The sequence below is a fragment of the Blautia sp. Marseille-P3201T genome, from assembly GCF_900120295.1.
In the GTDB taxonomy this organism is placed as follows: domain Bacteria; phylum Bacillota; class Clostridia; order Lachnospirales; family Lachnospiraceae; genus Blautia.
In genome coordinates, this window is sequence record NZ_LT635469.1 from 51,725 (window position 1) to 77,838 (window position 26,114).

Sequence of the window (26,114 nt, forward strand, 5' to 3'; positions counted from 1 at the left end):
TTGTTGAGTGCTGGTATAGTATACCTTGTCGCCGGGCAAGAGAGTTCGGAAGACAAGAAAAAACACTTTCGGGGTGTGGCTCAGCTTGGCTAGAGCGCCTGGTTTGGGACCAGGAGGTCGCAGGTTCGAATCCTGTCACCCCGACTGTTTCTTAAAAAAAGAAATGTTATTTATTTTATGCGGGTGTAGTTCAGTGGTAGAACACCAGCCTTCCAAGCTGGATATGTGGGTTCGATTCCCATCACCCGCTTACGTTAAGCCCAAAAGGTTTAATGTGATGTGTTTGTAGCTCAGCTGGATAGAGCAACGGCCTTCTAAGCCGTGGGTCGGGGGTTCGAATCCCTCCAAGCACGTTTGCATCAAAGATGCACATGGTGGGTATAGCGCAGTTGGTTAGCGCGCCAGATTGTGGCTCTGGAGGCCAAGGGTTCGAATCCCTTTATCCACCCTAGCCGTAAGGCGGTCTTGGGCTATCGCCAAGCGGTAAGGCACAGGACTTTGACTCCTGCACTCGCTGGTTCGAATCCAGCTAGCCCAGTTTAATAATATTTACGGAGCATTAGCTCAGTCGGTAGAGCACTTGACTTTTAATCAAGTTGTCCGGGGTTCGAATCCCCGATGCTTCACTGTTTAAAATAGCCAAGGTAAAAACCTTGGTTATTTTTTTAAAACAATATGTGATTTGCGGATATGGCGGAATTGGCAGACGCGCCAGATTTAGGTTCTGGTGTCTACGACGTGCAGGTTCAAGTCCTGTTATCCGCAGTAAAGTACCAGAACCCTTGATTTTCAAGGGTTCTTTTTGAAATTGCTGCGAAATCTTTACGTGAGGTATATTGAATAAATCGAGGGCATACATTGTAAAAACAGCGTCTTCGGAGGCTTATCCTTGAAAGAATATATTGAAGAAAGAGCAATTGAAATAGCCAAGTATATTATTGAAGAAAAAGCAACAGTAAGGCAGACGGCAAAGAAATTTGGAGTAAGTAAGAGTACTGTACATATAGATGTAACAAAAGAGGTGTTTTTGTGAAGGTTGTTTATGAGGTGAGGTAAGAGCCTTTAGTGGGGTTAAGATCTTTACATGCAATATTATGTGTTCAAAAGGTAGGATTTAAGCGAAAAAGCCTCGTGACCATGAGGAAAAATAAAAGTAAAAAATATTCTGTAATAAAGTATAAAGGCTTAGAGGAGAATGTCTCTTCTAAGTTTTTTTAATAAGAAAGTAGTTTGGGAATATGCTGTTTGAATTTATAATATTTTCCTAGATGCTGGAAGAACCACTTGTTTTCTCAAAATATGGAAGAATATGATGAAGTAGTAGGACTTATGAATAACATCTAAGCCAGTATAGATAATATTGGCTATTCTTAATGGTATACCAAATGAAAGAAAATTGCTGTTAAAGGATGACAGTTTTTCTTTATCAGTAAGTATTTAAGCAGTCATTAAATCTTGAGTATGGTCGAAACGGATAAGTAGATTAAAATTTAGATAAAAAAATTTTTTAAATGACTAACTTTTTATTCACTTGAGTTGTTATACTTAGTAGAATGATGTAAACGTTTATAACATTTCAAATGAGAAAGGAGGATTTTGTGCTTACAGATTTTCTTTTAATTCAAAAAATGAAACAAGGTAATGAACAGGCTTTTGATACTTTTGTACGTAAATATTATAACGAAATATTAAAGTATTGTAGTTACCATTGTTATGACACAGAATATGCCGAAGATTTAACACAAGAAACATTTATAAATTTTTTCGCAAAATTATCTGAGTATCATTTTCAAGGCAAAACCAAGAATTATCTTTATACAATTGCTAGGAATTTGTGTAAAAATCATTATAAAAAGAAAAAAGACATACCAATGGACGATGAAGAACTATTGGCTTATGGAATGTCAAATGACATGGAACAAATTGTGGATAAGATGTTCGTGGATAGTGCTATCAATTCTCTTCCTAAAGAATTGAAAGAAGTAATTGTTTTGTATTATTTAGAGGAATTAAAAATTTCAGAGATTGCAGAAAAATTACAGATTAGCGAGTCTTTAACAAAGTACCGATTAACAAATGCACGAAAACAGTTGAGAATTTGTGGAAGAGAGGAGGGTACTTATGAAAAAGAATTTTAGGATATTCAAAACTGATAAACCAGTTAATCAAAATGAGGAAAAAATTGTAGATACAGTGAATAAGTCAATTGAAATATTCTATTTGAAAGAACAAGAAAAGATATTAACTTATCGAGAATTTTTATGGATACAGTTTCGTATTACTCAAAAAAGATGGTGGTTATTTCAAACATTATTACTAGCAGGAATAGGAATGATACTTTCTTCATATCCAGAAGAATTTTATGTACAAAGAGGATTAGGAATTACAAGTGTTTTGTTTGTGATTTTAATTATTCCAGAATTATGGAAAAATAAATCTAATCAATGTATGGAGATAGAAAGTGCTTCTTACTATTCTCTTAGACAGATATATTCTGCAAGAATATTTTTGTTTGGGTTAGTAGATGTTATATTGCTTACGGCATTTTGTTTGTTCCTACATGGAAGATTGCATATTACACTACTCGCTTTATTATCACAGTTTTTATTTCCTGCGGTAGTAACTGCTTGCATCTGTTTTGGAATGCTGTGTGGTAAAAAGAATACAAGTGAAACAAATTCAATTGCATTTTGTATTTTGTGGAGTGTAGTTTGGTGGAGTGTAATAACTAATGAGAAAATATATACTCTTATAAAGCTTCCAGTATGGATATTCTTAATTGGAATTGGGTTTGTGATTCTTGGAAATTTGGTTTATAGAACAATACATGATTCTATTAAATATTAGGAGGGTTATAAATGGAATTAAAAATAACAAATTTATCTAAGAAATTTGGAGACTTTACAGCTGTTGACAATCTGAATGTTACAATGACAACGGGGGTATATGGCTTGTTAGGCGTAAATGGAGCAGGTAAAACAACATTGATGAGAATGTTATGTACTTTATTAAAGCCGACCAGTGGAACGATATACTGTGACGGAAAAGATATTTTTAGTATGGATAGTGAATATAGAAAACTATTAGGATATTTGCCACAAGAATTTGGTTTCTATCCAGAATTTACGATAAAAGATTATCTTCTATATATTGCTTCTTTGAAAGGGATAAGACCTATTGTTGCTAAAAAAAGAGTAAAAGAATTAGTAGTAAAGGTAGGATTGCAAAAAGCTATAAATAAGAAAATGAAAAATTTATCTGGTGGTATGAAACGAAGAGTTGGGATTGCACAAGCTATGTTAAATAATCCTAAAATTTTGATTCTTGATGAACCGACTGCTGGACTTGATCCTAATGAACGAATTCGTTTTCGAAATTTAATTAGTGAGTTGGCAGAGGAAAGATTGGTATTATTATCTACACATATCGTTTCTGATATTGAATATATAGCGAATGAAATTTGGTTATTTAAAGATGGAAAGCTCATGCATAAAGGAAGTTCAGAAGAAGTGATAAACTCTATGCCGGAAAACGTGTGGGAATGTTATGTTGGAAAAAGTGAAGTATCCTATTTTATGAATAAGTACAAGATTTCTAATATGAAAACAGAAGCTAATGGAGTTATGTTAAGGATTATTTCTCTTGAAAAACCTATTGAAAATGCAAAATGTGTTGAAGCCTCACTAGAGGACGTATTTTTATATTATTTTGGAGAAAAGGCAGGTAATGAAAATGTTGAGATTTGAAATAAAAAAAATATTTTCTAAACCAAAAAATAAAATTGCGGTTGTATTATTATTTATTGTATTGATAATAACGAGTATTTTGACGATAAACAGAGTGGAATATGTTGACGAAAATGGAAATCATTCGGTTGGAATTTCAGCGTCACATAATTTGAGAGAAGCTAGAAATGAATGGGCTGGATATTTGACCGAGGATACATTGCGTAAGGTTCTTGATGAAAATACAGCTATAAATAATTCAAAAGAAGCTTTGTCTGATGATATTATAGAGCAGGATAAAGCTTACGCAAAAAAGCAAGGAATTGCAGGAATTATAGATGTTATCAATTCAGCATTTAGTGGATATAGAGATTATGATTATTATGCAGTTAATAGTGTTTCGGAAGATGAAGTAGGAACAATTTATGAACGAAGGATTGCTACTTTGAAAGATTGGCTAGATTCTGGAGAAGAAACATTTACAACAGAGGAAAAGAATTTTCTAATTCAACAATACGAAAATTTAAAGACCCCATTCTATTATGAATATGCAGATGGCTGGTCAGCATTGTTACAAAATATTTCAACATTTATTTTGATTTTGGCTTTAGCTATTGGATTTTTTGTATCGGGAATATTTTCAGATGAATTTCAAACAAAATCTGATTCTATTTTCTTTTCAACCAAGTTAGGAAGAAATAAAGGTGTATTATCTAAAATGGTGGCAGGATTTAGTATAGTTTCTGTATTCTATATATTATTTATACTTTTATATACTTGTATTGTTCTTTTTGTACTGGGAGCAGATGGAGCAAATTGTCCAATTCAGTTGGACTTATGGCGAAGTGTATATAATGTTACTTTTTTGCAGGCTTATTTACTTATTGTACTTGGAGGATATGTTGGGACATTATTTGCTTCTTTATTAGCAATGTTGGTATCGGCAATTACACATTCTACAACAACAGCAATTATTGTACCATTTATTGTATTATGTGCATTTCCGTTTTTAAGTAGAATTATTACGCTACCACAATTATGTTCGTTTTTTCCAGACCAATTATTAGAAATATACCTTGATATTAAAGAGTCTGGACTTATAAATCTAGGAGGAAAAATAACAACAATCGCAACTTTTATCATTCCATTGTATGCGATTATATGTTTAATGATTCAACCTATTTTATATAATACTTATAAGAAGGCAGAAATAAAATAAATTCAAATGATTTTACAGTAAAATGATATTATAAAAAATACTGAAGGAGGGAGAATGTGAAATTAGTAATTATTTTACTTTCTGTAATTATTGCGATGAGTATATCTTCTTTAATTTTAAATCAGTTGAAGGAATGTGAAAAAAGCGATACGGGAATAGAAATATGCTATTGGAAATTAAGTTATAGGCGAAAATTTATTAGAACATTATGGTTGATTCCAATCGGGATTATATTAGTTTTTTGTTTTCACATTACATTTCAGTCAACTATTTGGACATTTTTAGTTGCAGCTGGTTTTACAATAATGCTATTGGTTCAAGCAATGTACAATTATAAAAAGTGGAAAACTACTACAGAGTAGGTTGAACTAAATGCCCCTATGATTTCAATTTTGAAGTCATAGGGGTATTTTTTGTGCAGAAAAATAAAAAATTTCTTTTTTCACCCTGTATTTTCCCCTCTGAACCTTTCGTTATGTGAAGGCAAATAAATAAAATTCATTTTTTATTTGTAAAAACCCCTCTCTACGTTCTGATATATGAGGAACAAATTACATTTGCCTTAAAAGAATCGGGCCTGATTTAAGAACAAACAAAAAACGAAAAGAGAAAGGAGAAATTACATGAACAAAACAATCTTAATGGGAAGACTGACAAAAGATCCGGAGGTGAAATATCTCCAGGATGAAAACAGTACTGCAATGGCAAGATACACGCTGGCAGTAGAAAGACGATATCGAAAGGATGGAAAGGCAGAAACAGATTTTATTTCTTGTGTCACCTTTGGAAAGAATGCTGAGTTTGCAGAAAAATATCTGAAAAAAGGTTTGAAGATTTTAGTAAGCGGACGGATCCAGACAGGAAGCTATGTGAATCAGGAGGGGAATAAAGTTTATGCCACCAATGTGATTGTAGAAGAACATTATTTCGCAGAAGGGAAGAAACTGTCAGGAGCAGAAAAGAAAGAAGATACCGATCCAGATGGATTTATGCATCTTCCAGACGGAGAAGAACTTCCGTTTGAGTAAGAAAAACTCGGATGCTGAAAGCAGAAGAGCGCACTTATATACCTTACAAGGTATGTGCGTCCTACGGAAGTAGCATCTTTCTGAAGGGGAATTCCGAAAGTGTTTGCGGATGATCCATCCGAAGAAGGGTTCCCCTTCCGGCAGAAATGCCTATCCCGTAACAGAGAAAAAGGAAGAATTGAAAAAGGAGGAAAAGAACGATATGGCGAAGAAGAAAACATTTCAGGAATATACGCAGGAAGCACTTTATGAGATTGAAAAAACAGAAGCTGCATTGAAACAGGCAAAGCTTGAGAAGGAACAGGCAGAGCACAGGATCCAGAGATCCTTGAACTATCTAGATACACAGAAAAAGAAAAAGCGAAAGGCACGAACCCATCTGTTGATACAGAAAGGAGCAGTTATAGAAGCAATCTGTAAAGATACCAAATATCTGACAGAGGCGGAATTTTATCAGCTGATGGATGAACTTCTTCATGATCCTGCTTGTAAGTTTTGTGATGTCGTTCATGAAATGGTTCGTGGACGGGCGGAAACGGCAGAAGCGAAGGAACGAGAATTAGCAGAAGAGGAAGCGCTTTTAAAGGCGATGCAGCGAGGCGAACTGCCACAGGGAGATGAGTAAGATGGGATGTTATCACTTTCATCTGAATCAATTATCCAGAGGAAAAGGACAGTCTGCCATTGCCAGTGCTGCCTATCGGGCTGGTACAAAATTGGAATGTACGTATTATGGAGAAGTAAGTGATTATACGAGAAAAGGCGGTGTGGTATTAGCGGAGATCCATCTTCCCACACAGGCTCCAGAGAGATTCAAAGACAGGGAGACCCTTTGGAATGAGGTGGAATGGATCGAAGGGAATAAGAAAGCACAGTTGGCACACAGCTTTGACATTGCCTTGATGAATGAGTTTTCTATGGAAGAAAATATTGAGCTTGCAAGAAGATTTGTAGAAGAACAGTTAGTCGCAAGAGGGATGATCGCAGATCTGGCAATCCATGATCCGAAGAAGGCAAAGGATAAAATTCCCAATCCCCATATGCACATCATGGTTCCTATACGCCCTTTACAGGAAGATGGTACCTGGGGACAAAAACAAAAAAAGGTTCCAGTACTGACACCGGATGGACAGCCGGTTTTGAATCAGAAAGGACAACCGGTATTTCGGGCGGTACATACAACGGATTGGAGCAGGAAAGAAACCTTGGAAGAATTGAGAAGTGCCTGGGCGAAGATGTGTAACGAACTGTATGAAGAAAAAGGACTTACAGAAAGAGTTGATGCCAGATCTTATGAGGAACGAGGGATTGATAAGATCCCGATGGTGCATGAAGGACCGAACGTACAGGCAATGGAAGCAAGAGGAATTTCAACTGCACTGGGAAGTTTAAACCGACTTATCCGAGCCTTAAATGATATGAAAGAACGGGCAAAGAATCTTCTTCAATGGTCGTTGCTTCGACAAAGCCAGTTGATGGAACGGATGCTGTTCTTCCATCAGCCAACTTTAGCGGATTATCTAAGAAACTATTATGACAAGAGAAATGCAGTCGCAGAATCCTACGCTTATGGAACACAAAAGGCGAAGAATACAAATCTGAAACAATTTGCAGAGACGATCCGCTTTCTGGAAGAGCAGGATGTGAGAACCCCAGAACAGCTGACAGAGAAAATCCAGGAATTAGATACTCAGCTAAAAGAGGTAAGTCAGCGGTTGAATCAACAACTGTCTGCTTTGCGAAGTGTCAACAGCAATCTTTATGCAATGAAAGAGTATTTTGAAACAAGACCTGTTTATCTGGAATTAAAGAACAAATATTTTGGCAGGGAAAAATTCAAAGAGGAACATAAGAAGGAACTTAGCGGATATTATCGTTCGGAAAGAATCTTAAAAGAAAATCTAGACCCAAGTGGGAAGATTCCGGAAGGACAATGGAAACGAGAAGCCGCTCGTTTATCAGAAGAGATAGCTGCTTTACGAAAAGAAGATAAACGGATCCATGCGATGCTACGAAAGTATGAGGGGATCAAAAATCATGTGGAAGTTTTGATGGCAGAGGAAGGAGAAGGTGTCTCTCTTCCGGAAACAAACAAGCGGGAGCAATCCACAGAAACAAAAGAAGCAGTGAGAACCATGAAACGAAAGAAGAAACATCATGGAATGGAGTTATAGGAGGAATTTTAGAAGATGGAAGAATATACAAGAGAACAGATTCAAAGAGCAGATGATACCGATTTATATGTTTTTCTTTCTGGGAGAGGAGAACAGTTCAAACGATGTGGAAAGGAATACCGATGGTTACGACATGATAGTGTGATGATCAACAAGAATGAATGGTATCGTTTTAGTCAGAATAAAGGTGGTCATGCCATCGATTTTATGAAAGAATTCTACGGTCTTTCTTTTGCAGAGGCAGTCAAAGAATTATTAGGAGAAGAGGGAGCTGGAGAAACCAACAGAAGAACGGCGAAGGAAGATGCAGGCAGACAGAAGGTCTGCCCCATCTCCTTGCCTGGATTGGAACTGCCAGAAAGAAATGAAAGCTGTGAGATTGCAAGGAAGTATCTGATTGAGCAGAGGAAACTATCGGAACAACTGGTAGATCAAATGATTGAAAAGGGGAATATTTATGAAAGTAAAAACTATCACAATGTGGTGTTCGTTGGAAGAGATAAAGAACAGAATCCCAGATATGCAGCTATGCGGGGAACCGATGAGAACCGATATCGTGGGGAGGCAAGAGGTTCGGAAAAAGCCTATGGATTTGGCCATATAGGAACGGATGAAAAACTATTTGTGTTTGAATCTCCCATTGATCTTTTGTCTTATATCACTGCAGTTCCGGAAGACTGGGAAAAGCATAGTTATATTTCCCTGGGAGGATTGAGTGAAAAAGCAATGAAACGGATGTATACAGAATATCCTCATATCCATTCCATCTACTTGTGTCTGGATAATGATGAGCCTGGAAATGGGAGATGCAGGCAGTTTGTTTCTCTTATTCCGGAGGAACTGAGTGTGTACCGATTAGAACCGGTGAAGAAAGACTGGAATGAATGTCTGGCAGCAGAAGTTCCGGTAGAAAATATGGCAAAGCAGATGTGTTGGAGAGATGCCAGGGAAAAACCAGTTCCGGTCATGAAGATGTCAGAGGTTGAGAAAACGGTGGTCCAGTGGCTATGGTATCCATTCATTCCCTTTGGAAAGGTTACTTTGATCCAAGGGAATCCGGGAAAAGGAAAAACATGGCTTGCAATGGCAATCGCCGCATACTGTACCAACGGAAAGGAACTTCCCAATGCACTTCTCATAGAGCCCTTTAATGTGTTGTATCAAACAGCAGAGGATGGAATAGCAGATACCATTAAGCCTAGATTAGCAAAATGTGGTGCAGATATGACAAGGGTGCGATTCATCAATGAAGAAGAAAAACAGCTTTCTATGACGGATGATCGGATTGAAAAAGCTATCCGCCAGAACAATGTACGCCTCATGATCATGGATCCCATACAGGCTTATCTGGGAGCCAATGTTGATATGAACCGGGCAAATGAGATCCGTCCCTTATTTCGACATCTCAGTACGATTGCAGAGAGAACTGGATGTGCCATTGTTCTCATTGGACATTTGAATAAGTCATCGGGAAGTCAGAGCGATTACCGTTCCCTGGGATCCATTGATATCGCAGCGGCAGTACGAAGCATCTTATTTGTAGAAAAGGTGGAAAAAGAGAAGGAACAGGATATCCGAGTGGTATATCAGCAAAAGGATTCTCTTGCTAAGAAGGAAAATCCGGTAGCGTTTTCTTTAGGAGAAGAAGGCTTAAAATGGTTAGGAGAATACGATATATCCATTGAAGATCTGCTGATGGGGAAAGCAGGAACGAAAAAGGAAACGAAACTGGAAAAGGCACAGAAGTTGATCCTAGAATTATTGAGCAAACGGAAAATGATGTGTTTAGAAGAATTAGAGGCAGAACTGCTAGCCTATGGGATTTCTTCCAGAACAGGAAGAGATGCAAGAAAGCAATTGGAAAGTAGATTAAGCTACGACTGGTGTCAGGGAAGAAAAACAGTTGCGTTAATCACAGAATAAAGGATGACATTGGCAAAAAATTACTTTGGCATTGGCAGTCTTTATAGATACCTTTGCCAGCCGCCAATGTCAGAGTAGTTACGAATAAATGATAGTTAAGGTCTATTTTAATAGGTGTTTTCATAGTAATGGACAAAGAGAAAAGGGAGGTGGGAACGCCGCTATGAAGAAACAAAAACTGAATTATCGTTTTCATAATCCGAATACTGCGGAAGTGACCGCCGATTACATATTAAAAGTATTTATTGAGGTGAATGCGAAGAAAGTTGAACGAGTTATGCAGGAAGTGGTAGGAAGAAGTTTAAAAGAGGACAAGCAGGAGGAAAAATAAGTTATTCAAGAATATTCAAGGTTTATTCGAGAGGGAAATCAAGAATTGGCTCAGATGTTGCGAAATGTATGCCATCAATAGTTTGTTTTTAACTGTAAAAAATAAAAAAATGAAATTATAAAACAATATATGAGAGAAAATCTCATATATTGTTTACAAAAATGAAAAATGGAGTATAATAAAGAGTAAAGAAGATAAAATCTGAAATGGAGGTAACGGTATGTTATGTCAATTTACAGTTAAGAATTATAAGAGCATACGAGATGAGATGACGTTTGATATGCAGGCGGCGGCTATTTCGGAGCATGAAGATAAAGTGATACGGGATAAAAATGGGGAACAGTTTTTACCGGTTTCTGCAATATATGGTCCAAATGGTGGTGGAAAATCAAATGTCTTGGAAGCATTGCATACTGTGGCAGCAAAAGTGTTACGCCCGTTGTATGCAACAGGAGATAATGAGGAACGTGTTTTTCTTCAGAAAAAATTACTGATTGAGCCATTTGCATTTTCAGAAGAAATGAAAAGTGAACCGACAGAATTTGAAGTTTTCTTCCGAACAGAACTGGCAGAGTATAGATATATACTTCATGTGAAAAGAGAGATTGTTGTATATGAATGCCTAGATCGTGTGAAATTGGAGACGGGAAGACGTTCAGCTCTTTTTGAGCGAAATGCAGAGGAAACAATATTAAAGGGTGTGTTTGCAAAATTAAAGATTAGTGACGAACTTTCTGAAACATTACCATTATTATCTTATTTAGGAATTACCTATAAGAAAAATGAGGTGGTAAAAGACGTTTTAGAATGGTTTGAATACGGCATTGATTTTTTAAACTATGGGAATCCAATTGAAGAACTTCGTATGGCAGTATCAAATTCAGAGGATGTAAAGCAGTTAATGTTGGATATGATTCAGGAAATGGATTTGGATATTGTGGATTTCCGAGTTGTGAAAGATGAAAACGATCGAATTGATGTGTATACAAAACATATGGTAGAGGGATATGAAGCAGAACTAAATTTGTTTGATGAATCCAGCGGTACGAAGAAATTGTTTGGGTTAATGCCATTTATTGCTGACAGCTTATTATCCGGAGCAACACTGGTAATTGATGAACTAGATGCAAAAATCCATCCGGTGTTATTACGTCATATAATTATGATGTTCAATGACATGAGTATCAATAAGAAAAAGGCACAGCTGATTTTTACATCTCATGATTTATCTACAATGAATAGTGAGGTATTTCGCAGGGATGAAATCTGGTTTGTGGCGAAAGGAAATGCACAGAATTCTCAATTATATTCTCTTGTAGAATTTAAAAATGAGAAAGGCGAGTCTGTTCGTAAAGATGCCAAATTTGATAAACAGTATCTTGAAGGTAAGTATGGTGCAGATCCATACCTCAGAAGAATTATAGATTGGGGGAAGGTTAATGCCTAAGAAAGCCAGAACAGAAGCGTGGAGAAAGAAGCGCCGCCAAGAGCATTTGGAAATGAAAAAATACAGATATTACATTTTCTGTGAAGGTCAAGAAACGGAACCGAATTATTTCCAAGGGTTCAAAAAATGGATTGAAGAAAATCCGATTTACAAAGACATGGTTTTGATTGAAATAGAGCCTTGTCAGGCGGAGACCATGCGTGTAATCGGAATGGCAGAAGAATATGTGAAAAAGAACCGACTTCAAAAAGGGCAGATATGGTGCGTGTATGATAAAGATAGTTTTCCGGCGCAGCATTTTAATGGTGTGGTTGAACGTGCTGAGAAATTGAATAAACAGAATCCAGAGTTACAATATCATGCGGCATGGAGTAATGAGTGCATAGAGTTTTGGTTTCTTCTGCATTTTGCATATTATACTTCAAACAATCACAGATCTGAGTATAAGAAGTTCCTTAATGAGAAATTTCAAGAACTTGGGATTGGTAAGTATGAGAAAAATATGGCTAACATTTTTGAACTGTTGATGGAATATGGAAGTCCGAAATTGGCAATACGATATGCGAAGCGAATTATAAAAGAGGGACAGGGGAAAACACCAACAGAGATAGCACCGGGAACGAAAGTATATGAGTTAGTGGAGGAATTGGCAAAGTATTTGCCGGAAGAAGAACAAAGAAGATTTTTAGCTTTGTTGTAAAAAAATGTGAAGAGGAAGACATTAAGAAATGAATGATATATATACAACAGAACTTTTGGGGCTGGGTTCTACACTAACAGAATTGGCTGTTAAAGGAACTGCGACTGCGGTATCAAGTAAATTAAAAGCAATTAAAGAGGAAAAAAATGTAGAAAGAATAAGAAGTACATATGATGAAATTATTAACGAACTTCTTAATGAACGAGAAGAAGCAGTTCGCATTGCGCAGGCATATAAATCTGAATTAGAGAAAGTGGTTATTAGTGATGAAGATATTCAACATCTACATAATACGGTTTCGAGAATTTTAGAAATTATAAAAGAATCTCAAGTAGCAAGTGCAACACTACTGGGAGAGGAAGCTGTAGAAGCTGTAAAGAAACAGGTTGAGTCGTATGAGCAAATCAAAGCGTTGATTAGTGTGGACACATTAAAGACGATGCAATTATTGGGATTCAATTATAAAGTTGCAATTGGAGAACCGCTAACACTTATGCTTAAGAATTTTATATTATCCAAAGTTGCGGAACCGGATTCCTTTATTGCATTTCAGAAAATAGTGACCCCAGAAATGGTTGAAATTTTAAAAGATGAAACGGCATATGAGAACTTTAAACAAATAATGGGGATGGCCTAAGATAAGCTGAAAATGATAATTATGAAGTCTTGATTTAATATAATGAAGTAAATACGAATTGCAATTATTTTTTGTTTGCGCTATGATAGGATGATAATGCACTGACAAAACTAATTGTAATAATGTAGGTCAGTGTGTAAAATAGTAAAAGTGAATATTATCAATTTAATATACATGAATTGAGATTTAGAATGAATTAACGAAGGTGAAAATGTGCTTATTAAGAAAAATACTTTAGCAGAGAAGTTTGTTATTGAATTGGCAGCAATTTTTAATGATCAAAATTGGGAGATTGAGGAAAGTACAAATGATGAATATTCGATATTTGATATATTTTGTAAAAGATTAGAAGACTTAGAAACGGATGCAGACAGGGAATTGATGATTGAATTGACTCGTAAATATTTAGTTGTTGGAGCGGGAGAATATTATAAATATATGTTTGATGTATTCAAAAAATTTATCAATTGTAATCGAGATGTTATGATGGATATAGATACGATACATATTTTCCCTGTACAAGACAAAGATTATCCAGAAAAAACAAAGAGCGGAAATATGATGTGTTATTTGTTTCAAGGACTTCTTATGCGAAGATTCGATGTGTTTCGAAATAAGAGAGTCAGAATAATAGAGACTTTTGACGGATTGGTAAAGCATAAAGATGACATTAAGTGCCTGCTAGTTGTTGATGATTTTGTTGGTTCTGGAGATACATTATTAGGATGTGTAAATTCGATAGAAGAAAAAGGAATCGAAAAAGAAAAAATCAAAGTATTAACATTAGTATTGCAAGAATGTGGTAAAAAAGTGGCAGATGAATATGGTGTAGAGATATACACTTCTGTTTTAAGAAATAAAGGAATTACAGATAACTATAGTGAACAAGAGGCTCAGGAAAAAAAAGAACAAATGAAGAGGATTAGTAAAAGATTTAAAGTAAAAGATAAGAATTTATATTTGGGGTATAAAGAATCTGAAGGGTTGGTATCAATGATAAAAACCCCAAATAATACTTTTCCTTTTTATTGGTATGAAGGGAAAAGAGAGGGGAAATTAAGTTTAGCACCGTTTCCTAGACGAAATAATGTAGGAGTAGATGTGTAGATATGGATGAATTTGTGATGTATAAGTTATTAGATTCAATTTATAAAAAAGAAACGATAAGTGTTATGTTTAAATTAGGATATTCTTATTCTAGCGTGATAAAATGGTTTTCCGATTTAGAGAATTTAGGTTATATTTTTATAGAGGATGATGTTAGTAAATTTATTACACAAAAAGGAGAAAATAAGCTTATTCAATTGGAAAAAAAATATAAGAATTGTACTATTGGAAAATTGGAACAATATAAAACTAAGAAAATGTCACTTGAAGAAGTATATCTACCTTGATATAATATAAATATCTTGGAACTGCTAGACTTATGCACTTTGTGCGAGGTTGGCGAGTCTGCCAACTTAAGAAGAACTTATTAACAAGCCTGTGTAAGAACAAGTTCGATTTTGCGGGAGCAAAATCTATCTTGTTCTTACAAACTCGAGAATTCATAGAATTCTCTCATCATATAACTGTGACAAATGAGGCGTCTCATTTGTCGCAGTTATATGACAGATACAATTTTGTAGTAGTTCCAAGATATTTAATGGAGGGTATTGTGAATTGGGATAAATATTGTAATGAATTTTGTAAGGAAGCAGAACATAACGGTAAAAACGCTACATATTGCAATACGTGGTTGCAATATGCAAAGTCATTATATGAAAAAAAATTACCTATAATTTATAATCAAAAACATTTGTGTTTGTTGCTTGGGTATAAAGAAGAATATATTTATGCTGCAAGTAATTCGGCAATTAATTTTTATAGGACTTATAAAATTCCAAAAAAGAATGGTGGAACGAGAGAAATATCTGAACCATTACCGAGTTTAAAAGAAATCCAAAGGTGGATATTAGATAATGTTTTAGCACCAGTAAATATAAGTGTTTATGCCAAAGCTTATGTTAAAAAGAAATCAATTAAGGAGAATGCAAGGTTTCATAAGCGGCAACCAATAGTATTGTCACTAGATGTAGAAAGATTTTTCGATAGTATTACATCAGATAAAATATATAGTTTGTTTTTGAAATTGGGTTATAAAGAAGATGTATCAGTGTTACTTACCAATTTATGTTGTTTAAATGGATGTTTGCCACAAGGAGCACCTACAAGTCCAATGCTTTCTAATATAGTGTTAACTGAGTTCGATAATATAATTGGGAAATATACAAATGAAAAAAAAATTAGGTATACTAGATATGCTGATGATATGACTTTTTCTGGAGATTTTAAACCGGGACAAATAATATCTTTTGTAAAATATAATTTAAGTAACTTGGGATTAAAATTGAATGAAAGAAAAATAAGAACAAGAAAAAAATGTCAACGTCAAGAGGTAACGGGAATCGTTGTTAATGAAAAAATGCAATTACCTAAGCCTGTAAGAAAGCAAATTCGTCAGGAAATGTATTATGTAAGAAAGTATGGTCTAGAATCGCATATGCAGTATTGTGATATATCTAAGGAAAATTATTTACAACATTTAAAGGGAAGAATACAATATGGATTATTTATAAATCCCTACGATTATGAATTACAAGACTATTTGGGTTATTTAGATAAAGTATATGGAAAATATTAAAACTAATATCTCTTTCTAGTATTCTAGTAATATTCAATTATGTGGCAACAAATTGTTTCATATAAATAGTATGGATAAGTATAAGACAAGGTATTATTGATTTTATCAGTAATATCGTAAGCGCAAAATATTGCTACGCTGCCCATGAATCACGCTTGCACCAAAATGATAGATGCAAGCGTTTTACTCTATGTTTAGTTTTGACAGTTCGCTTTCGCAGTCTCGCTCCATGGGGCAAGCTGTTCCAGCTGTTCATCTGACATTTTAGCGTCTGGCCGCTGTGATAAGAGGTATGTCAGATATTTGTAGGTATTCAGGTCATTCGCTTTTGCCATCTCAACCATTGTATACACAATAGCGCTAGAGGCAGCTCCCTTCGGACTGGCACTGAACAGCCAGTTTTTCCGGCCAACAGTGAATGGTCTGATTGCATTCTCGCTAAGATTATTGGATAAACTGCAATGACCGTCTTCCAGATAGGTCATCAGGGTGTCTTTCCGATTTTGGGCATAGTTCACCGCTTTCGCCAAACGGGTTCCCTTATTTGGACGCTGTTGATCCAGCCAATTCCAGAATGCCTCCAGTATCGGCTTCTCCTTTTCAAGACGGAACTGTTTTCTCTGCTCCGCAGTATGATTTTTTGCTTTTGAGTACCGCTCACAATCAAACAGCTTGGAGCAGAATTGTACTCCCTGCACTGCCGGAAGGCTGTAATCATACTCTTTCCCTTTCGGTATGGCATCTGTGAAATAACGTCTCACATGTGCCCAGCAAGAGCAGCGTTTGATATCCGGCAGATCGTTATAACCCTGGTATCCATCGGTCTCCAGATATCCACGGAACCCCTGCAGGAAAGATGCCGCATGGAACTTTGCCCTTGTCTCTGTGTAATGATAGAGCAGGATCGGCGGAAGTCCATCTTCTCCACTGCGGAAGAGCCACATCCAGGAATCTGTTTCAGGATTGCGCTCCGGCTCATTCAGTACCTGAACCCGGGTTTCATCTGCCATCAGATATTTACGCATCCGTAACTGACGGTGAAAATAATCATAAACATGACAGAGGTAATTCTCGGCACAGTAAATGATCCAGTTAGCAAGCGTAGCCCGGCTTAATGGGACACCCAGCTGCTTCCATTCCGATTCCTGCCGGTTTAATGGCAGACCATTCTGGTACTTCTGGTGCATTGCCCATCCTACAACGGATTCCGATGCATAACTTTCTGGGATCAATGGTTCCTGGACAGGCGCTTTGACAAATGTCTGATCATCCGGGTGTTCCTCTGATATGGCACACTCCGGGCATTTATAGGTTTCACGATAGATATTTACTACTTTCCCTTTGGCAGGGGTAAACCGGAATTCATGGCGGACGAATTCTTTCCCAATACATTCCATCTGTGTTCCGCAGGTTGGACAGTTTCGCTCCTCCTCCGGAAGAGAAATGATCTCGTCGCAGGAAGGGACATTTTTAAAGAGATCTGCATGTGTCCGTCGTGCTTTTCGCTTATGTTCCGGAACAGTGATGTCATCAGGAAGTTCCTGTTTCCATGTCGGATCTGCCTCCTGCTCGGCTTCATCAAAAAGATTCAGCTGACCATCGATATCTTTCCGTTTTTCACTGGAAGTACCAAAGAGTTTCTTCGTGAGATATTCAATCTGCTGACGAAGGTTTTCTTTTTCCAGACGGTCTGCTTCCAATGTTTTTTGTAAAGACTGGATCAGTTCTGTCTGTGCGGAAATCGTCTTATTCAGTTGGTTGATCATGTCCTTGTACGCAAGGATTTTTGAATCTTTTGAATTATCGGCCATATGTCTTCTGCTCCTTTTTCATTGCTCTTATTATACCATAAAAAGCAATGAAAAAGAAGCAGAAAATCCAGTATTTACAAGGGATTGCAGACATGATACAGGGTGTAGAAAGCTCTCCATTTTTGTTGGTTGGCATAGAGTTTTTACACGATCATTGCGTAGGTTTGAATGCCTTTGGCTGTTCGATTTCAAGACCGGACATGAGCCAGTCGAATTGCTGCCAGGTCAGTTGCTTTACTTCCAGCTGATTTCTGGGCCAGCGGAACCTGCCCTGGACTTCCATGCGTTTATACAGCAGCACAAATCCGTCAGACTCCCAGAGCAAAGCTTTGATCCTGTCACAACGTTTTCCACAGAAAAGATACAGGGCGCTTCGCCTTGGATCCATATGGAGTTGTTCTTCTACAATAGCACACAGCCCGTCAATGGATTTCCGCATATCCGTTCTGCCTGTTACGATATAGATTTCATCGGCGGCTGTGATATCCCCTAACATTCCAACTCCTTCACAATGCGGAGCGTTTGAGCCAGAAGCTGAGGATCTGTTCCATTTGGTATTGTTAGATGGAAGCTTCCTACAGACAGCTTCATTGGCTCTGCTACGGAAAGGTTATTTCTTTCCGTAGCTACCGGAATCACATTGAATGGCTGTTCATATGGGAGCGGGTCAGTATCATGAAAATCCACTCTGACAACTTCCTGGCTTTCCGGTGCACGATAGCTGCGTCCGGTTGACGCTGGCAAATCCACACAACCTTTCTGACGCAGCCTTTTTACCCAGTTGTAAAAAGTCCCCGGTTTGATGTCGTGTTCCACACACCATTGATGATCTGTCAATCCACTTTGACGGCATTCCATGATGAGACGGTATTGTTCTTTGGCAGGTATTCTTTTGCTTCTCATGAGCACACCTCCATAAATCGGATAGAGTAAAATGCTCGCATCTATCATTTCTGGCAAGAGAAGATAAAGTGAAATGCTTGCATTTTCTAATGATTATTATGGATTCATTTTTAGGGCAACACAATCCGTCGAATTATTTTGCGCTTACGTAATATCTTGTTTTTCTGTTTACATCCCCTATTTTTACGATATAATAAAAAGTAGTAACAGAATGATATCTACCTAACAGAAAGGATAATCCTATGAAGATTGCAGCCTATTGCCGTGTTTCCACAGATAAAGCCGACCAGCTCAACAGTTTAGAAGCTCAAAAGGAATTTTTCTCCGAATACACCCAGCGTACCGGAGATGTTTTAGTAAAATTATATGCAGATGAAGGTATTTCCGGAACGAAAATCAAAAATCGCAAGGAATTTCTTCGCATGATGTCGGATGCAGAAAAGGGAATGTTTGATATGGTCGTTGTAAAGGACATTTCTCGTTTTGCCAGAAATACCGTAGATCTTTTACAGAATGTTCGCAAGTTGAAAGCGTTAGGTATTGAAACACAGTTCCTGACAGCAAATATGACAAGTATGGGAAATAGTGAGTTTGTTCTCACCATCTTTGGAGCATTGGCTCAGGAAGAAAGTGCGAATACGTCTAAGCGAGTGAAATTTGGAAAGAAACTAAACGCAGAAAAAGGACGAGTTCCTAACATTGTGTACGGGTACGATAAAACAATCGGAGATTATTTCAACCTTGAGATCAACAAAGAAGAATCGAAGGTTGTAAAGCAAATTTATAAGTGGTACACAGAGGAGGGTTACGGTGCTGCCAAGATTTCCAATATGCTGAATGAAAAGGGGTATCGGACAAAGAGAAATTGCAAATGGAGCCAGAATGCCATCTGCCGGATTTTGACCAATGAGATTTATACGGGAAAGATTATCAATGGAAAGCAGGAAATTAGTGATTTTCTGACTGGTCAGAGAAGAGAGAAGGATGAAACGGAATGGCTTGTTGTGGAACGTCCGGAACTTCGTATTATAGAAGATGAAGTGTTTGAAAAAGCACAGGAAATTCTTCGCGGAAGAAACGATGCATTCAATTTGAATCATGAGCGACAAAGCAACAAATATTTGTTTTCTACATTGATTAAATGTAAAGAATGTGGCTGGTCATTCCGACGAACAGTTCGTACTTACAAAAATACGTATGTGCGTTGGGTTTGTTCCGGAAGAAATGGAAAAGGAGCAGATAGTTGTCCAAATAAAACAGCTGTAGATGAAGAAGAATTAATTCAGGTTTTACAGGAATATTTTAATCGGGTTCTTCAGCAAAAAAATAAAGTGATTGACTATGTTGTGAAAGAATTCCAGAGAGTGTACAAAGCAAAAGATGAAAATGCAGAGTACGAGAAGGAATTGAATTTGCAGATTGCCAGATTACAGAGACTGCGACAGAAATATATGGATATGTATACCGATGATTTGATCTCCCGAGAAGAATTGAATGATAAGTTGGGTGGTACTCGTCAAGAACTGGATCGTCTGGAAAATGAATTGAAAATGGTATCCAGCAATTTGACAAAAGGAGATCAGATGGAAAAAATCTTAAATGATACCTTTAAGCAGATTGAGGATATTACAGATGTTCATGAGATGACCAACGTACAATTAAAGAAACTGATTAAGAAAATAGAAGTAGACAAAGATGGAAATGTGGATATTTACCTTCGTTTACTAGGCGATTTGGGATTAAATGAAAGCATTTTAGTGGAAGACGAATGTGAAAATAAAACAGCTCTAAATAGTAACGACCAAACATAAAGATGTAACAGAGCGATTACAGCAACTTAATCCTACTCTGGCGCATAGTGCCAGAAAAGTGCTTGATGTAAATAAATCAGAGCGCCATATTCGCGGAGGACTTGCTACCAGAGAAAAATATTTACATCACAGGAGCATAGGGAAAAATAGAAAGAAAGGATGTCCAATTACATTAGGGCAAGAAAAGTAATGAGCAAAAGAGAACTAAAACCACCGGTAATACCGAAAGAATTAGTGCTTGTAGGAGATGCGAGAAGCATCTTGGAAGAAAGTGCCGAACAAGAGTATGAAATAGTAAATCGATTATTTGAAAATATATTTTTGACGAAAATTCATGCGGTACATTTGGAGTTTAAACAGACTGTTTTTAAAGGATGTAGATTTATAGGCTGTGATTTTTCCGAAACATCTTTTGTAAATGTTCAGTTTGTGGATTGTGATTTCTCAAATTCCAATTTGAGCGATACTTATTTTAAGTGCTGCTCTTTTCATAAATGCAAAGCAGTAGGTGCAGATTTTTATGGGAGCAGGATAAATCACGTTACATTTTTTGAATGTAATTTCTGCGAAACAGGTTTTGATGCAACGCATATTAGTTTTGTGAAAATGGAAAATGCAGATTTTACGGACGCAGGATTTAGTAAAAGCAGATTTGCGAATTTGGAGATTAACCAAGTATGCTTTCGTAAGGCCAGTTTTTTCAAAACATCATTGAAGAATGTTGACTTTTCCACATGTAATATAGAAGAGATTACGATCTCAGATACAATGGAAGAACTAAGGGGAATAAAAGTTAATATGATTCAGGCAGTAGATTTGGTAAAACGATTGGGAATTGTGGTTAAAGAAACGGAAAATCTTTCCTAGAATTTGTTAGAGATGAACTTGATAAAATAAGATGGATTTGCTAAACTAAAAGAGTATAAATGCAAATAAAAGTCAAAGGAGAAAATAAAAATGGAAAATAAAATTACATTTGACTATTCAAAAGCAGTAAACGTTGTTCGTGAAGAAGAAGTAGCGGCAATGGAAAAAATGGTAGAGGCAGCAAAAGAAGTTCTTGTATCCAGAACAGGTCTGGGAAATGATTTCCTTGGCTGGATTGATCTTCCTGTTAATTATGATAAAGAAGAATTTGACAGAATTAAAAAAGCAGCAGATAAGATTAAAAATGACTCTGATGTACTTCTTGTAATTGGAATTGGTGGTTCTTATTTAGGTGCCAGAGCTGCAATTGACTTTTTGGGACACCCGTTTTATAACAATCTGAGAAAAGAAGATAGAAAGACACCTGAAATTTATTATGTGGGAAACAATATCAGTGGTGCTTATGTAAAAGGATTAGCAGAAGTGATCGGTGACAGAGACTTTTCCATTAACGTTATTTCAAAATCAGGAACAACTACAGAGCCGGCGATTGCTTTCCGTATCTTCAAAGAAATGATTGAAGAAAAATATGGAAAGGAAGAAGCAGCAAAGAGAATTTATGCGACTACAGATAAAGAAAGAGGCGCACTGAAAACTCTGGCAACAGAAGAAGGATATGAAACATTCGTAGTTCCGGATGATGTAGGAGGACGTTTCTCTGTACTTACAGCAGTAGGTCTTTTGCCAATTGCAGTAAGCGGTGTTTCTATTGATGCACTTATGGAAGGTGCAGCATCAGGAAGAGAATTAGCATTAAATACACCTTATACAGAGAATGATGCATTAAAATATGCGGCAGTTCGTAATATTCTTCATAAAAAAGGCAAAGCAGTAGAAATTCTTGCAAACTATGAACCAACTTTACATTATGTTGCAGAATGGTGGAAACAGCTGTATGGAGAAAGTGAAGGAAAAGATCAGAAAGGTATTTACCCGGCATCTGTAGATTTTACAACAGATTTACATTCTCTTGGACAGTTTATTCAGGATGGATCCAGAATTATGTTTGAAACAGTTCTTGAAATTGAAGAACCAAAAGCAGATGTGATTATTAAAGAAGCAGAATGCGACTTAGACGGATTAAATTATCTGGCAGGAAAAGGCATGGATTTTGTAAATAAGAGTGCTATGAATGGAACTATTCTTGCACATACAGATGGAAATACACCAAACCTTATGGTGAAAATTCCGCAGCAGAATGAATTTTATTTAGGACAGTTATTCTATTTCTTTGAATTTGCCTGTGGAATTAGCGGATATCTTACAGGAGTTAATCCATTTGATCAACCGGGTGTAGAAAGCTATAAAAAGAATATGTTTGCACTCTTGGGAAAACCGGGATTTGAAGAAAGAAGAAAAGAATTATTAGAAAGATTATAATTTAGAAACGAAAAACAGGATTACCGCATTGGTAAACGCAAAATAGCGAGTACCTTGACATTTTTAGGCGGCTGCTTTGCAGCCACCAATATTTAAGCTTTGCGGATTTCTGCCGGAAGTTTTTCTGACCATGGCAAAAGATTTTCCAAAAAGGAACAATCCCTGTCATCCATGTGTTTCGGCATCTCTTCCAAGAGATGCTGCACATAATCAAAAGGTTTCAGATTATTGGCTTTTGCAGTTTCTACAATACTGTAAATGATTGCGGAAGATTTGGCTCCATGGATCGTATCGATCATCTGCCAGTTCTTCTTTCCGATACAGAAACCACGGATTGCCCTTTCGGATGCATTATTATCGATCGGAACATCTCCATCTGTAAGAAATACCCGGAGATATTTTTCCTGATTCAGTGCATAGCCAACAGCATCACCAAATTTATCCTTCTTGGACACATTTATAGTTTTTAGGTACGCAAAAAACGCATCCACAAGTGGTTTGATAACCGCCTGCCGTTGCTTAAGCCGTTCATCAGAAGAAAGGTCCTTCAGCTTCCCTTCTTCCCGATAGATTGCCTGAATCTGTTTCATCAAAAGAAATGCATTGGATTCCTTTTGATAGGATTTCGAAATCAGCTTTAAGGCTTCATCAAATCTGCGGCGACAGTGCACCCAGCATCCGGCAATGGTCAGTTCTTCCAACTCTTTTTCTAAAGTATGGTAGACCTGGTAACCGTCTGTTACACAGATGCCGTCGTACCCTTTTAGGAATTCCCGTGGATGGGATGCATTTCTCGTCTGCTGGTATTCATACAGGACAATCTGCCGTTTTTGATACAAATGTCCGGAACGGTATACCCACATCCAGCTTTTGCTTCCGGCTTTGCGCCCGTCATGGTTTACAAGCACCGGCGTTTCATCTGCCTGGATGACGTGGTAGAAATACAATTCTTTATGAAGATAATCATAAAGGATTGATAGATATTCCTCTGCCAAACGTATGCACCAGTTTGCCATGTTCTGCCTTGTGATCTGCAGGCCATAACGCTGGAATTCCTGCTCCAATCGATAGAGAGGAACTGCGTTCACATATTTTCCATTGATGATCGCAGCACCCAGAGATGGTGATACCAGACTCCCATGCAGTAACGTCTTTGGATGGTCTGCTTTCACCATGTGTTCATCTGTTTTGCTGGCATACACACCGATGTGATGTTCTTCTACTTCTACCTTCGCAGGTACGAAATGATATTTTCTGGAAATGGCATCCGGTAACTGTTTCCAACCCCTGACACCGAATTCCGCTTCCAATTCCTCCGCGGACAGATAATGGTCGATCCGTCTGACCGGAAGCCCGGAAAGATCTGCTTCTTTCTTTCCCTTACGCTTCGGCTGCTTTGGAGACTTCAGTTCCAGATCCTCAGGCTCTGCCGCATTAAGATCACAGACTGCTTCTGCTTCATTGAAAAAGACAATCGTTCCGTTTACTTCTCGAAAACAGATCTGACTGGTATCTTCCATTTTTTCAGAAGACCTGCCAAAACGGTTCTGCTTACCAAGGATCACCTGTTCCATCAGAAGCTGCATTTTTTCATTCGATGCGTGAAGCTCCTTTGTTAAAGCATTCAACTGTTCCTGCTGTTGTAAAAGAAGCTGGATAAGAAACGACTTATCAACGTTATTTAATTGTTCCTCCGTATAATTGACTGCCATAACCAAACCTCACTTTCCTAAGTGGTATTATAGCAGAATCAACAGTTTTTGGCTATTTTTGCATTCTGTTACCTTCGTTACTTTGACGGTGGATAACAGTCATGAATACCTGAAGATAAAAGCCAGAATTTCAGATATTTATGACTGTTATCCACAATCTGAAAAGTTTTGGAATCCAGAGTATCATAGAAACTCACAGAAAACTTTCAGGATGTGAATAACTTTCAATTTTATATTGCACTGGGTAACCCGGTGTGGATGAAAGTGATTTTATTTTCTATGTTTTGCACAAATCATAAGGAGAATCCAGGATCAGGAACTTCTTCTATGGGATGTCTGGCAACGATTTCCAGACCCTGCATCAACATTCGATACTGGTCTGTGCTGATCTCCAGCGCTTCCTCCTGTGTACGAGGCCATCGGAAGTTCCCATTTTCAATCCGCTTATACAGAAGGAGAAATCCATCACCTTCCCAGATGAGTCCTTTTATCCGGTCCGTACGCTTACCGCAAAATAAGAATAATGTATTCTTATCATAAGGATCGAGCTGGAACTGAAAACGTATGATTCTTGCCAAGCCGTCAATTCCTCTGCGCAGATCCGTAAATCCAGTTGCCAGATACACTTTTTTGAATCCGGTACCATCATTGAGCATTTCTGATCACTCCCAAAAGTGTACTTAGAAAGGAGGCAGAAGCCTGGTCGGTGATTTCCAACGTGAGGTTGCTTCCACTTCTGATTATGGCAGCGATTTTATGCTCTGAGGTCGTATTTACCGGATGGAGTGCAGAGGAAGGAACTTCTACAAAGGCTTGTGTATGCTCCGCAGTTTCTAAGTAAGCCTCACGGACTTTCCGGAGTCTCCAGTAGTAACTCGCTTTTGTAATGTCGTGCAGCTGACACCATTCATCGATTTTCATTCCCTGTGGACGGTTTTGACAGTCTCGGATCAAATCAGCCCATTCATTCAGGCGGGTTTGCTGTGCAACTAAACTTGTGTGAGATTTCATGACTCACCTCCTGTGATAAAGTCTAAAAAGTTGAGTACTAAACTATTTAGACTTTGTAGTGATGAGTCTATTATCTCACATCGGATGATTTTGAACAGGTACTCGCTATTTTGCGTTTACCCGCATTGAGCGGCAATCCTGTTTTTTAATCTTCTTCGATAATCTGTATTTCAAAATAATCAAAATCAAGAATTTCAATGAAATTATCCTGAGAAAAACGAACTTTTGAAAATTTTTGAAAATCCTTGATATTAGCATCTAACCATATTGGTGAAGGCAGATCGAATTTATGACAAATACAATCGAGAGAATGAAATACCTTTTTTGTACGGGTGTCTGTAGTATCATCACAGACTACAGTGCTTTTTAGTATGTGTGTATCTTTATAAATGCTTCCCATTAATCGAAACATATTGTTATCCTTTCTTATGCTCATTTTATACAGCACTATTATATGTAAGGGTTAAAGATGTGTAAAGAGGGTTTCTGATGAAATTGTGCATATTGCTTATGTAATTTATAAAAATATGGCAAAATGCCAGATGCCCTTTTTGGATTGTCTAGGCTTACAAAGAGTTGGAAAAATATTTGGGCATTTGAACTATGGAAAAAAAATGAAGATAGCAGTATACTAAACACAGTTCAAAAAGCAAAAAAAACGGATATTTATATATCATTTAGGAGGAAAATGA

General features: G+C 37.2%; 26 protein-coding genes, 7 tRNA genes and 2 pseudogenes. 28 read left to right on the forward strand and 7 right to left on the reverse strand.

What is annotated here, in order from left to right:
* Positions 1-69: 69 nt before the first annotated feature.
* From BQ7352_RS05225 to BQ7352_RS05335, 24 genes and pseudogenes are all read left to right on the forward strand, one after another.
* Positions 70-144, forward strand: a tRNA-Pro gene (locus BQ7352_RS05225).
* Between the two features lie 35 nt (positions 145-179).
* A tRNA-Gly gene (locus tag BQ7352_RS05230) sits at positions 180-250 on the forward strand.
* Between the two features lie 29 nt (positions 251-279).
* Positions 280-353: transfer RNA gene (locus BQ7352_RS05235), tRNA-Arg, on the forward strand.
* A gap of 21 nt (positions 354-374) precedes the next feature.
* Positions 375-448: transfer RNA gene (locus tag BQ7352_RS05240), tRNA-His, on the forward strand.
* An 18-nt stretch (positions 449-466) separates the two neighbouring features.
* Positions 467-538 (forward strand) — tRNA-Gln (locus tag BQ7352_RS05245).
* Positions 539-553: 15 nt separating this feature from the next.
* Positions 554-626 (forward strand) — tRNA-Lys (locus tag BQ7352_RS05250).
* 58 nt (positions 627-684) lie between these two features.
* Positions 685-765: transfer RNA gene (locus BQ7352_RS05255), tRNA-Leu, on the forward strand.
* A gap of 124 nt (positions 766-889) precedes the next feature.
* Positions 890-1,015, forward strand: a pseudogene (locus BQ7352_RS05260) (sporulation transcriptional regulator SpoIIID); the annotation flags it as partial.
* A gap of 583 nt (positions 1,016-1,598) precedes the next feature.
* Entirely contained in the window at positions 1,599-2,138 is a 540-nt protein-coding gene (locus tag BQ7352_RS05265; protein WP_072447599.1) for an RNA polymerase sigma factor, read from the forward strand.
* Positions 2,122-2,847 carry a hypothetical protein gene (locus BQ7352_RS05270; RefSeq protein ID WP_072447601.1) on the forward strand — a complete coding sequence of 242 codons (726 nt, stop codon included), beginning with the start codon at positions 2,122-2,124 and terminating at the stop codon, positions 2,845-2,847. Before BQ7352_RS05265 ends, BQ7352_RS05270 begins: the two co-directional genes overlap by 17 nt.
* Before the next feature lie 11 nt (positions 2,848-2,858).
* The gene (locus tag BQ7352_RS05275) at positions 2,859-3,746 is read left to right on the forward strand and encodes an ABC transporter ATP-binding protein (protein WP_072447603.1); all 888 of its coding nucleotides are present in this window, start codon (positions 2,859-2,861) and stop codon (positions 3,744-3,746) included.
* Positions 3,733-4,944: an ABC transporter permease gene (locus BQ7352_RS05280; protein ID WP_072448608.1), complete on the forward strand. Its 1,212-nt coding sequence runs from the start codon at positions 3,733-3,735 to the stop codon at positions 4,942-4,944. The genes BQ7352_RS05275 and BQ7352_RS05280 overlap by 14 nt, the downstream gene beginning before the upstream one ends.
* A gap of 56 nt (positions 4,945-5,000) precedes the next feature.
* Complete coding sequence (locus tag BQ7352_RS05285) at positions 5,001-5,306, forward strand: hypothetical protein (RefSeq protein ID WP_242948530.1); 306 nt, start codon at positions 5,001-5,003, stop codon at positions 5,304-5,306.
* 261 nt (positions 5,307-5,567) lie between these two features.
* A complete protein-coding gene (locus BQ7352_RS05290) occupies positions 5,568-5,972 on the forward strand; it encodes a single-stranded DNA-binding protein (RefSeq protein WP_072447605.1) in 405 nt (134 codons plus the stop codon).
* A gap of 202 nt (positions 5,973-6,174) precedes the next feature.
* Positions 6,175-6,597 carry a DUF3847 domain-containing protein gene (locus BQ7352_RS05295; RefSeq protein WP_072448612.1) on the forward strand — a complete coding sequence of 141 codons (423 nt, stop codon included), beginning with the start codon at positions 6,175-6,177 and terminating at the stop codon, positions 6,595-6,597.
* Between the two features lies 1 nt (position 6,598).
* On the forward strand, positions 6,599-8,146 hold the full coding sequence (mobQ, locus tag BQ7352_RS05300) for a MobQ family relaxase (protein ID WP_072447607.1): 1,548 nt from the start codon (positions 6,599-6,601) through the stop codon (positions 8,144-8,146).
* Between the two features lie 15 nt (positions 8,147-8,161).
* Positions 8,162-10,069 (forward strand): AAA family ATPase, encoded by a 1,908-nt coding sequence (locus BQ7352_RS05305; RefSeq protein ID WP_072447610.1) that lies wholly within the window; start codon positions 8,162-8,164, stop codon positions 10,067-10,069.
* A gap of 163 nt (positions 10,070-10,232) precedes the next feature.
* Entirely contained in the window at positions 10,233-10,400 is a 168-nt protein-coding gene (locus BQ7352_RS14615; RefSeq protein WP_200791371.1) for a hypothetical protein, read from the forward strand.
* A gap of 220 nt (positions 10,401-10,620) precedes the next feature.
* Positions 10,621-11,847: an AAA family ATPase gene (locus tag BQ7352_RS05310; protein WP_072447612.1), complete on the forward strand. Its 1,227-nt coding sequence runs from the start codon at positions 10,621-10,623 to the stop codon at positions 11,845-11,847.
* Positions 11,840-12,547, forward strand: coding sequence for an RloB family protein (locus tag BQ7352_RS05315; protein ID WP_072447614.1), 708 nt, complete (start codon positions 11,840-11,842; stop codon positions 12,545-12,547). Before BQ7352_RS05310 ends, BQ7352_RS05315 begins: the two co-directional genes overlap by 8 nt.
* Positions 12,548-12,575: 28 nt before the next feature.
* Positions 12,576-13,184, forward strand: a complete 609-nt coding sequence (locus BQ7352_RS05320) for a hypothetical protein (RefSeq protein WP_072447616.1) — start codon at positions 12,576-12,578, stop codon at positions 13,182-13,184.
* Positions 13,185-13,397: 213 nt separating this feature from the next.
* Entirely contained in the window at positions 13,398-14,291 is an 894-nt protein-coding gene (locus BQ7352_RS05325) for a phosphoribosyltransferase (RefSeq protein WP_072447619.1), read from the forward strand.
* Positions 14,292-14,293: 2 nt separating this feature from the next.
* Positions 14,294-14,578 carry a hypothetical protein gene (locus tag BQ7352_RS05330; RefSeq protein WP_072447621.1) on the forward strand — a complete coding sequence of 95 codons (285 nt, stop codon included), beginning with the start codon at positions 14,294-14,296 and terminating at the stop codon, positions 14,576-14,578.
* A 263-nt stretch (positions 14,579-14,841) separates the two neighbouring features.
* Positions 14,842-15,867, forward strand: coding sequence for a retron St85 family RNA-directed DNA polymerase (locus BQ7352_RS05335; protein WP_159430632.1), 1,026 nt, complete (start codon positions 14,842-14,844; stop codon positions 15,865-15,867).
* A 194-nt stretch (positions 15,868-16,061) separates the two neighbouring features.
* Here the strand turns inward: BQ7352_RS05335 and BQ7352_RS05340 are convergent, their stop codons facing one another.
* From BQ7352_RS05340 to tnpA, 3 genes are all read right to left on the reverse strand, one after another.
* Positions 16,062-17,678 (reverse strand): IS66-like element ISRgn2 family transposase, encoded by a 1,617-nt coding sequence (locus tag BQ7352_RS05340; protein ID WP_072446722.1) that lies wholly within the window; start codon positions 17,676-17,678, stop codon positions 16,062-16,064.
* A 151-nt stretch (positions 17,679-17,829) separates the two neighbouring features.
* Positions 17,830-18,174 (reverse strand): IS66 family insertion sequence element accessory protein TnpB, encoded by a 345-nt coding sequence (tnpB, locus tag BQ7352_RS05345; RefSeq protein WP_003023173.1) that lies wholly within the window; start codon positions 18,172-18,174, stop codon positions 17,830-17,832.
* Positions 18,168-18,581 carry an IS66 family insertion sequence element accessory protein TnpA gene (tnpA, locus tag BQ7352_RS05350; RefSeq protein WP_200791357.1) on the reverse strand — a complete coding sequence of 138 codons (414 nt, stop codon included), beginning with the start codon at positions 18,579-18,581 and terminating at the stop codon, positions 18,168-18,170. The genes tnpB (BQ7352_RS05345) and tnpA overlap by 7 nt, the downstream gene beginning before the upstream one ends.
* A 242-nt stretch (positions 18,582-18,823) precedes the next feature.
* Between tnpA and BQ7352_RS05355 the strand changes: the two genes are divergently transcribed.
* The 4 genes and pseudogenes from BQ7352_RS05355 to BQ7352_RS05370 all read left to right on the forward strand — a co-directional run bounded on the left by BQ7352_RS05355 (position 18,824) and on the right by BQ7352_RS05370 (position 22,699).
* The gene (locus tag BQ7352_RS05355; RefSeq protein WP_072447623.1) at positions 18,824-20,392 is read left to right on the forward strand and encodes a recombinase family protein; all 1,569 of its coding nucleotides are present in this window, start codon (positions 18,824-18,826) and stop codon (positions 20,390-20,392) included.
* A pseudogene (locus tag BQ7352_RS05360) lies at positions 20,379-20,582 on the forward strand (sporulation transcriptional regulator SpoIIID); the annotation flags it as partial. The gene BQ7352_RS05355 and the pseudogene BQ7352_RS05360, both read left to right, overlap by 14 nt.
* Positions 20,582-21,259, forward strand: a complete 678-nt coding sequence (locus BQ7352_RS05365; RefSeq protein WP_083429859.1) for a pentapeptide repeat-containing protein — start codon at positions 20,582-20,584, stop codon at positions 21,257-21,259. The pseudogene BQ7352_RS05360 and the gene BQ7352_RS05365, both read left to right, overlap by 1 nt.
* 90 nt (positions 21,260-21,349) lie before the next feature.
* Positions 21,350-22,699, forward strand: a complete 1,350-nt coding sequence (locus BQ7352_RS05370) for a glucose-6-phosphate isomerase (RefSeq protein ID WP_072447629.1) — start codon at positions 21,350-21,352, stop codon at positions 22,697-22,699.
* Between the two features lie 92 nt (positions 22,700-22,791).
* Here the strand turns inward: BQ7352_RS05370 and tnpC are convergent, their stop codons facing one another.
* The 4 genes from tnpC to BQ7352_RS05390 all read right to left on the reverse strand — a co-directional run bounded on the left by tnpC (position 22,792) and on the right by BQ7352_RS05390 (position 25,834).
* Positions 22,792-24,411, reverse strand: a complete 1,620-nt coding sequence (gene tnpC / locus BQ7352_RS05375; RefSeq protein WP_072447631.1) for an IS66 family transposase — start codon at positions 24,409-24,411, stop codon at positions 22,792-22,794.
* 293 nt (positions 24,412-24,704) lie between these two features.
* Complete coding sequence (gene tnpB, locus BQ7352_RS05380) at positions 24,705-25,067, reverse strand: IS66 family insertion sequence element accessory protein TnpB (RefSeq protein ID WP_072447633.1); 363 nt, start codon at positions 25,065-25,067, stop codon at positions 24,705-24,707.
* Positions 25,057-25,422, reverse strand: coding sequence for a hypothetical protein (locus BQ7352_RS05385; RefSeq protein ID WP_072447635.1), 366 nt, complete (start codon positions 25,420-25,422; stop codon positions 25,057-25,059). Before BQ7352_RS05385 ends, tnpB (BQ7352_RS05380) begins: the two co-directional genes overlap by 11 nt.
* A gap of 145 nt (positions 25,423-25,567) precedes the next feature.
* Positions 25,568-25,834, reverse strand: coding sequence for a hypothetical protein (locus BQ7352_RS05390; protein ID WP_072447637.1), 267 nt, complete (start codon positions 25,832-25,834; stop codon positions 25,568-25,570).
* Positions 25,835-26,114 lie beyond the last annotated feature (280 nt).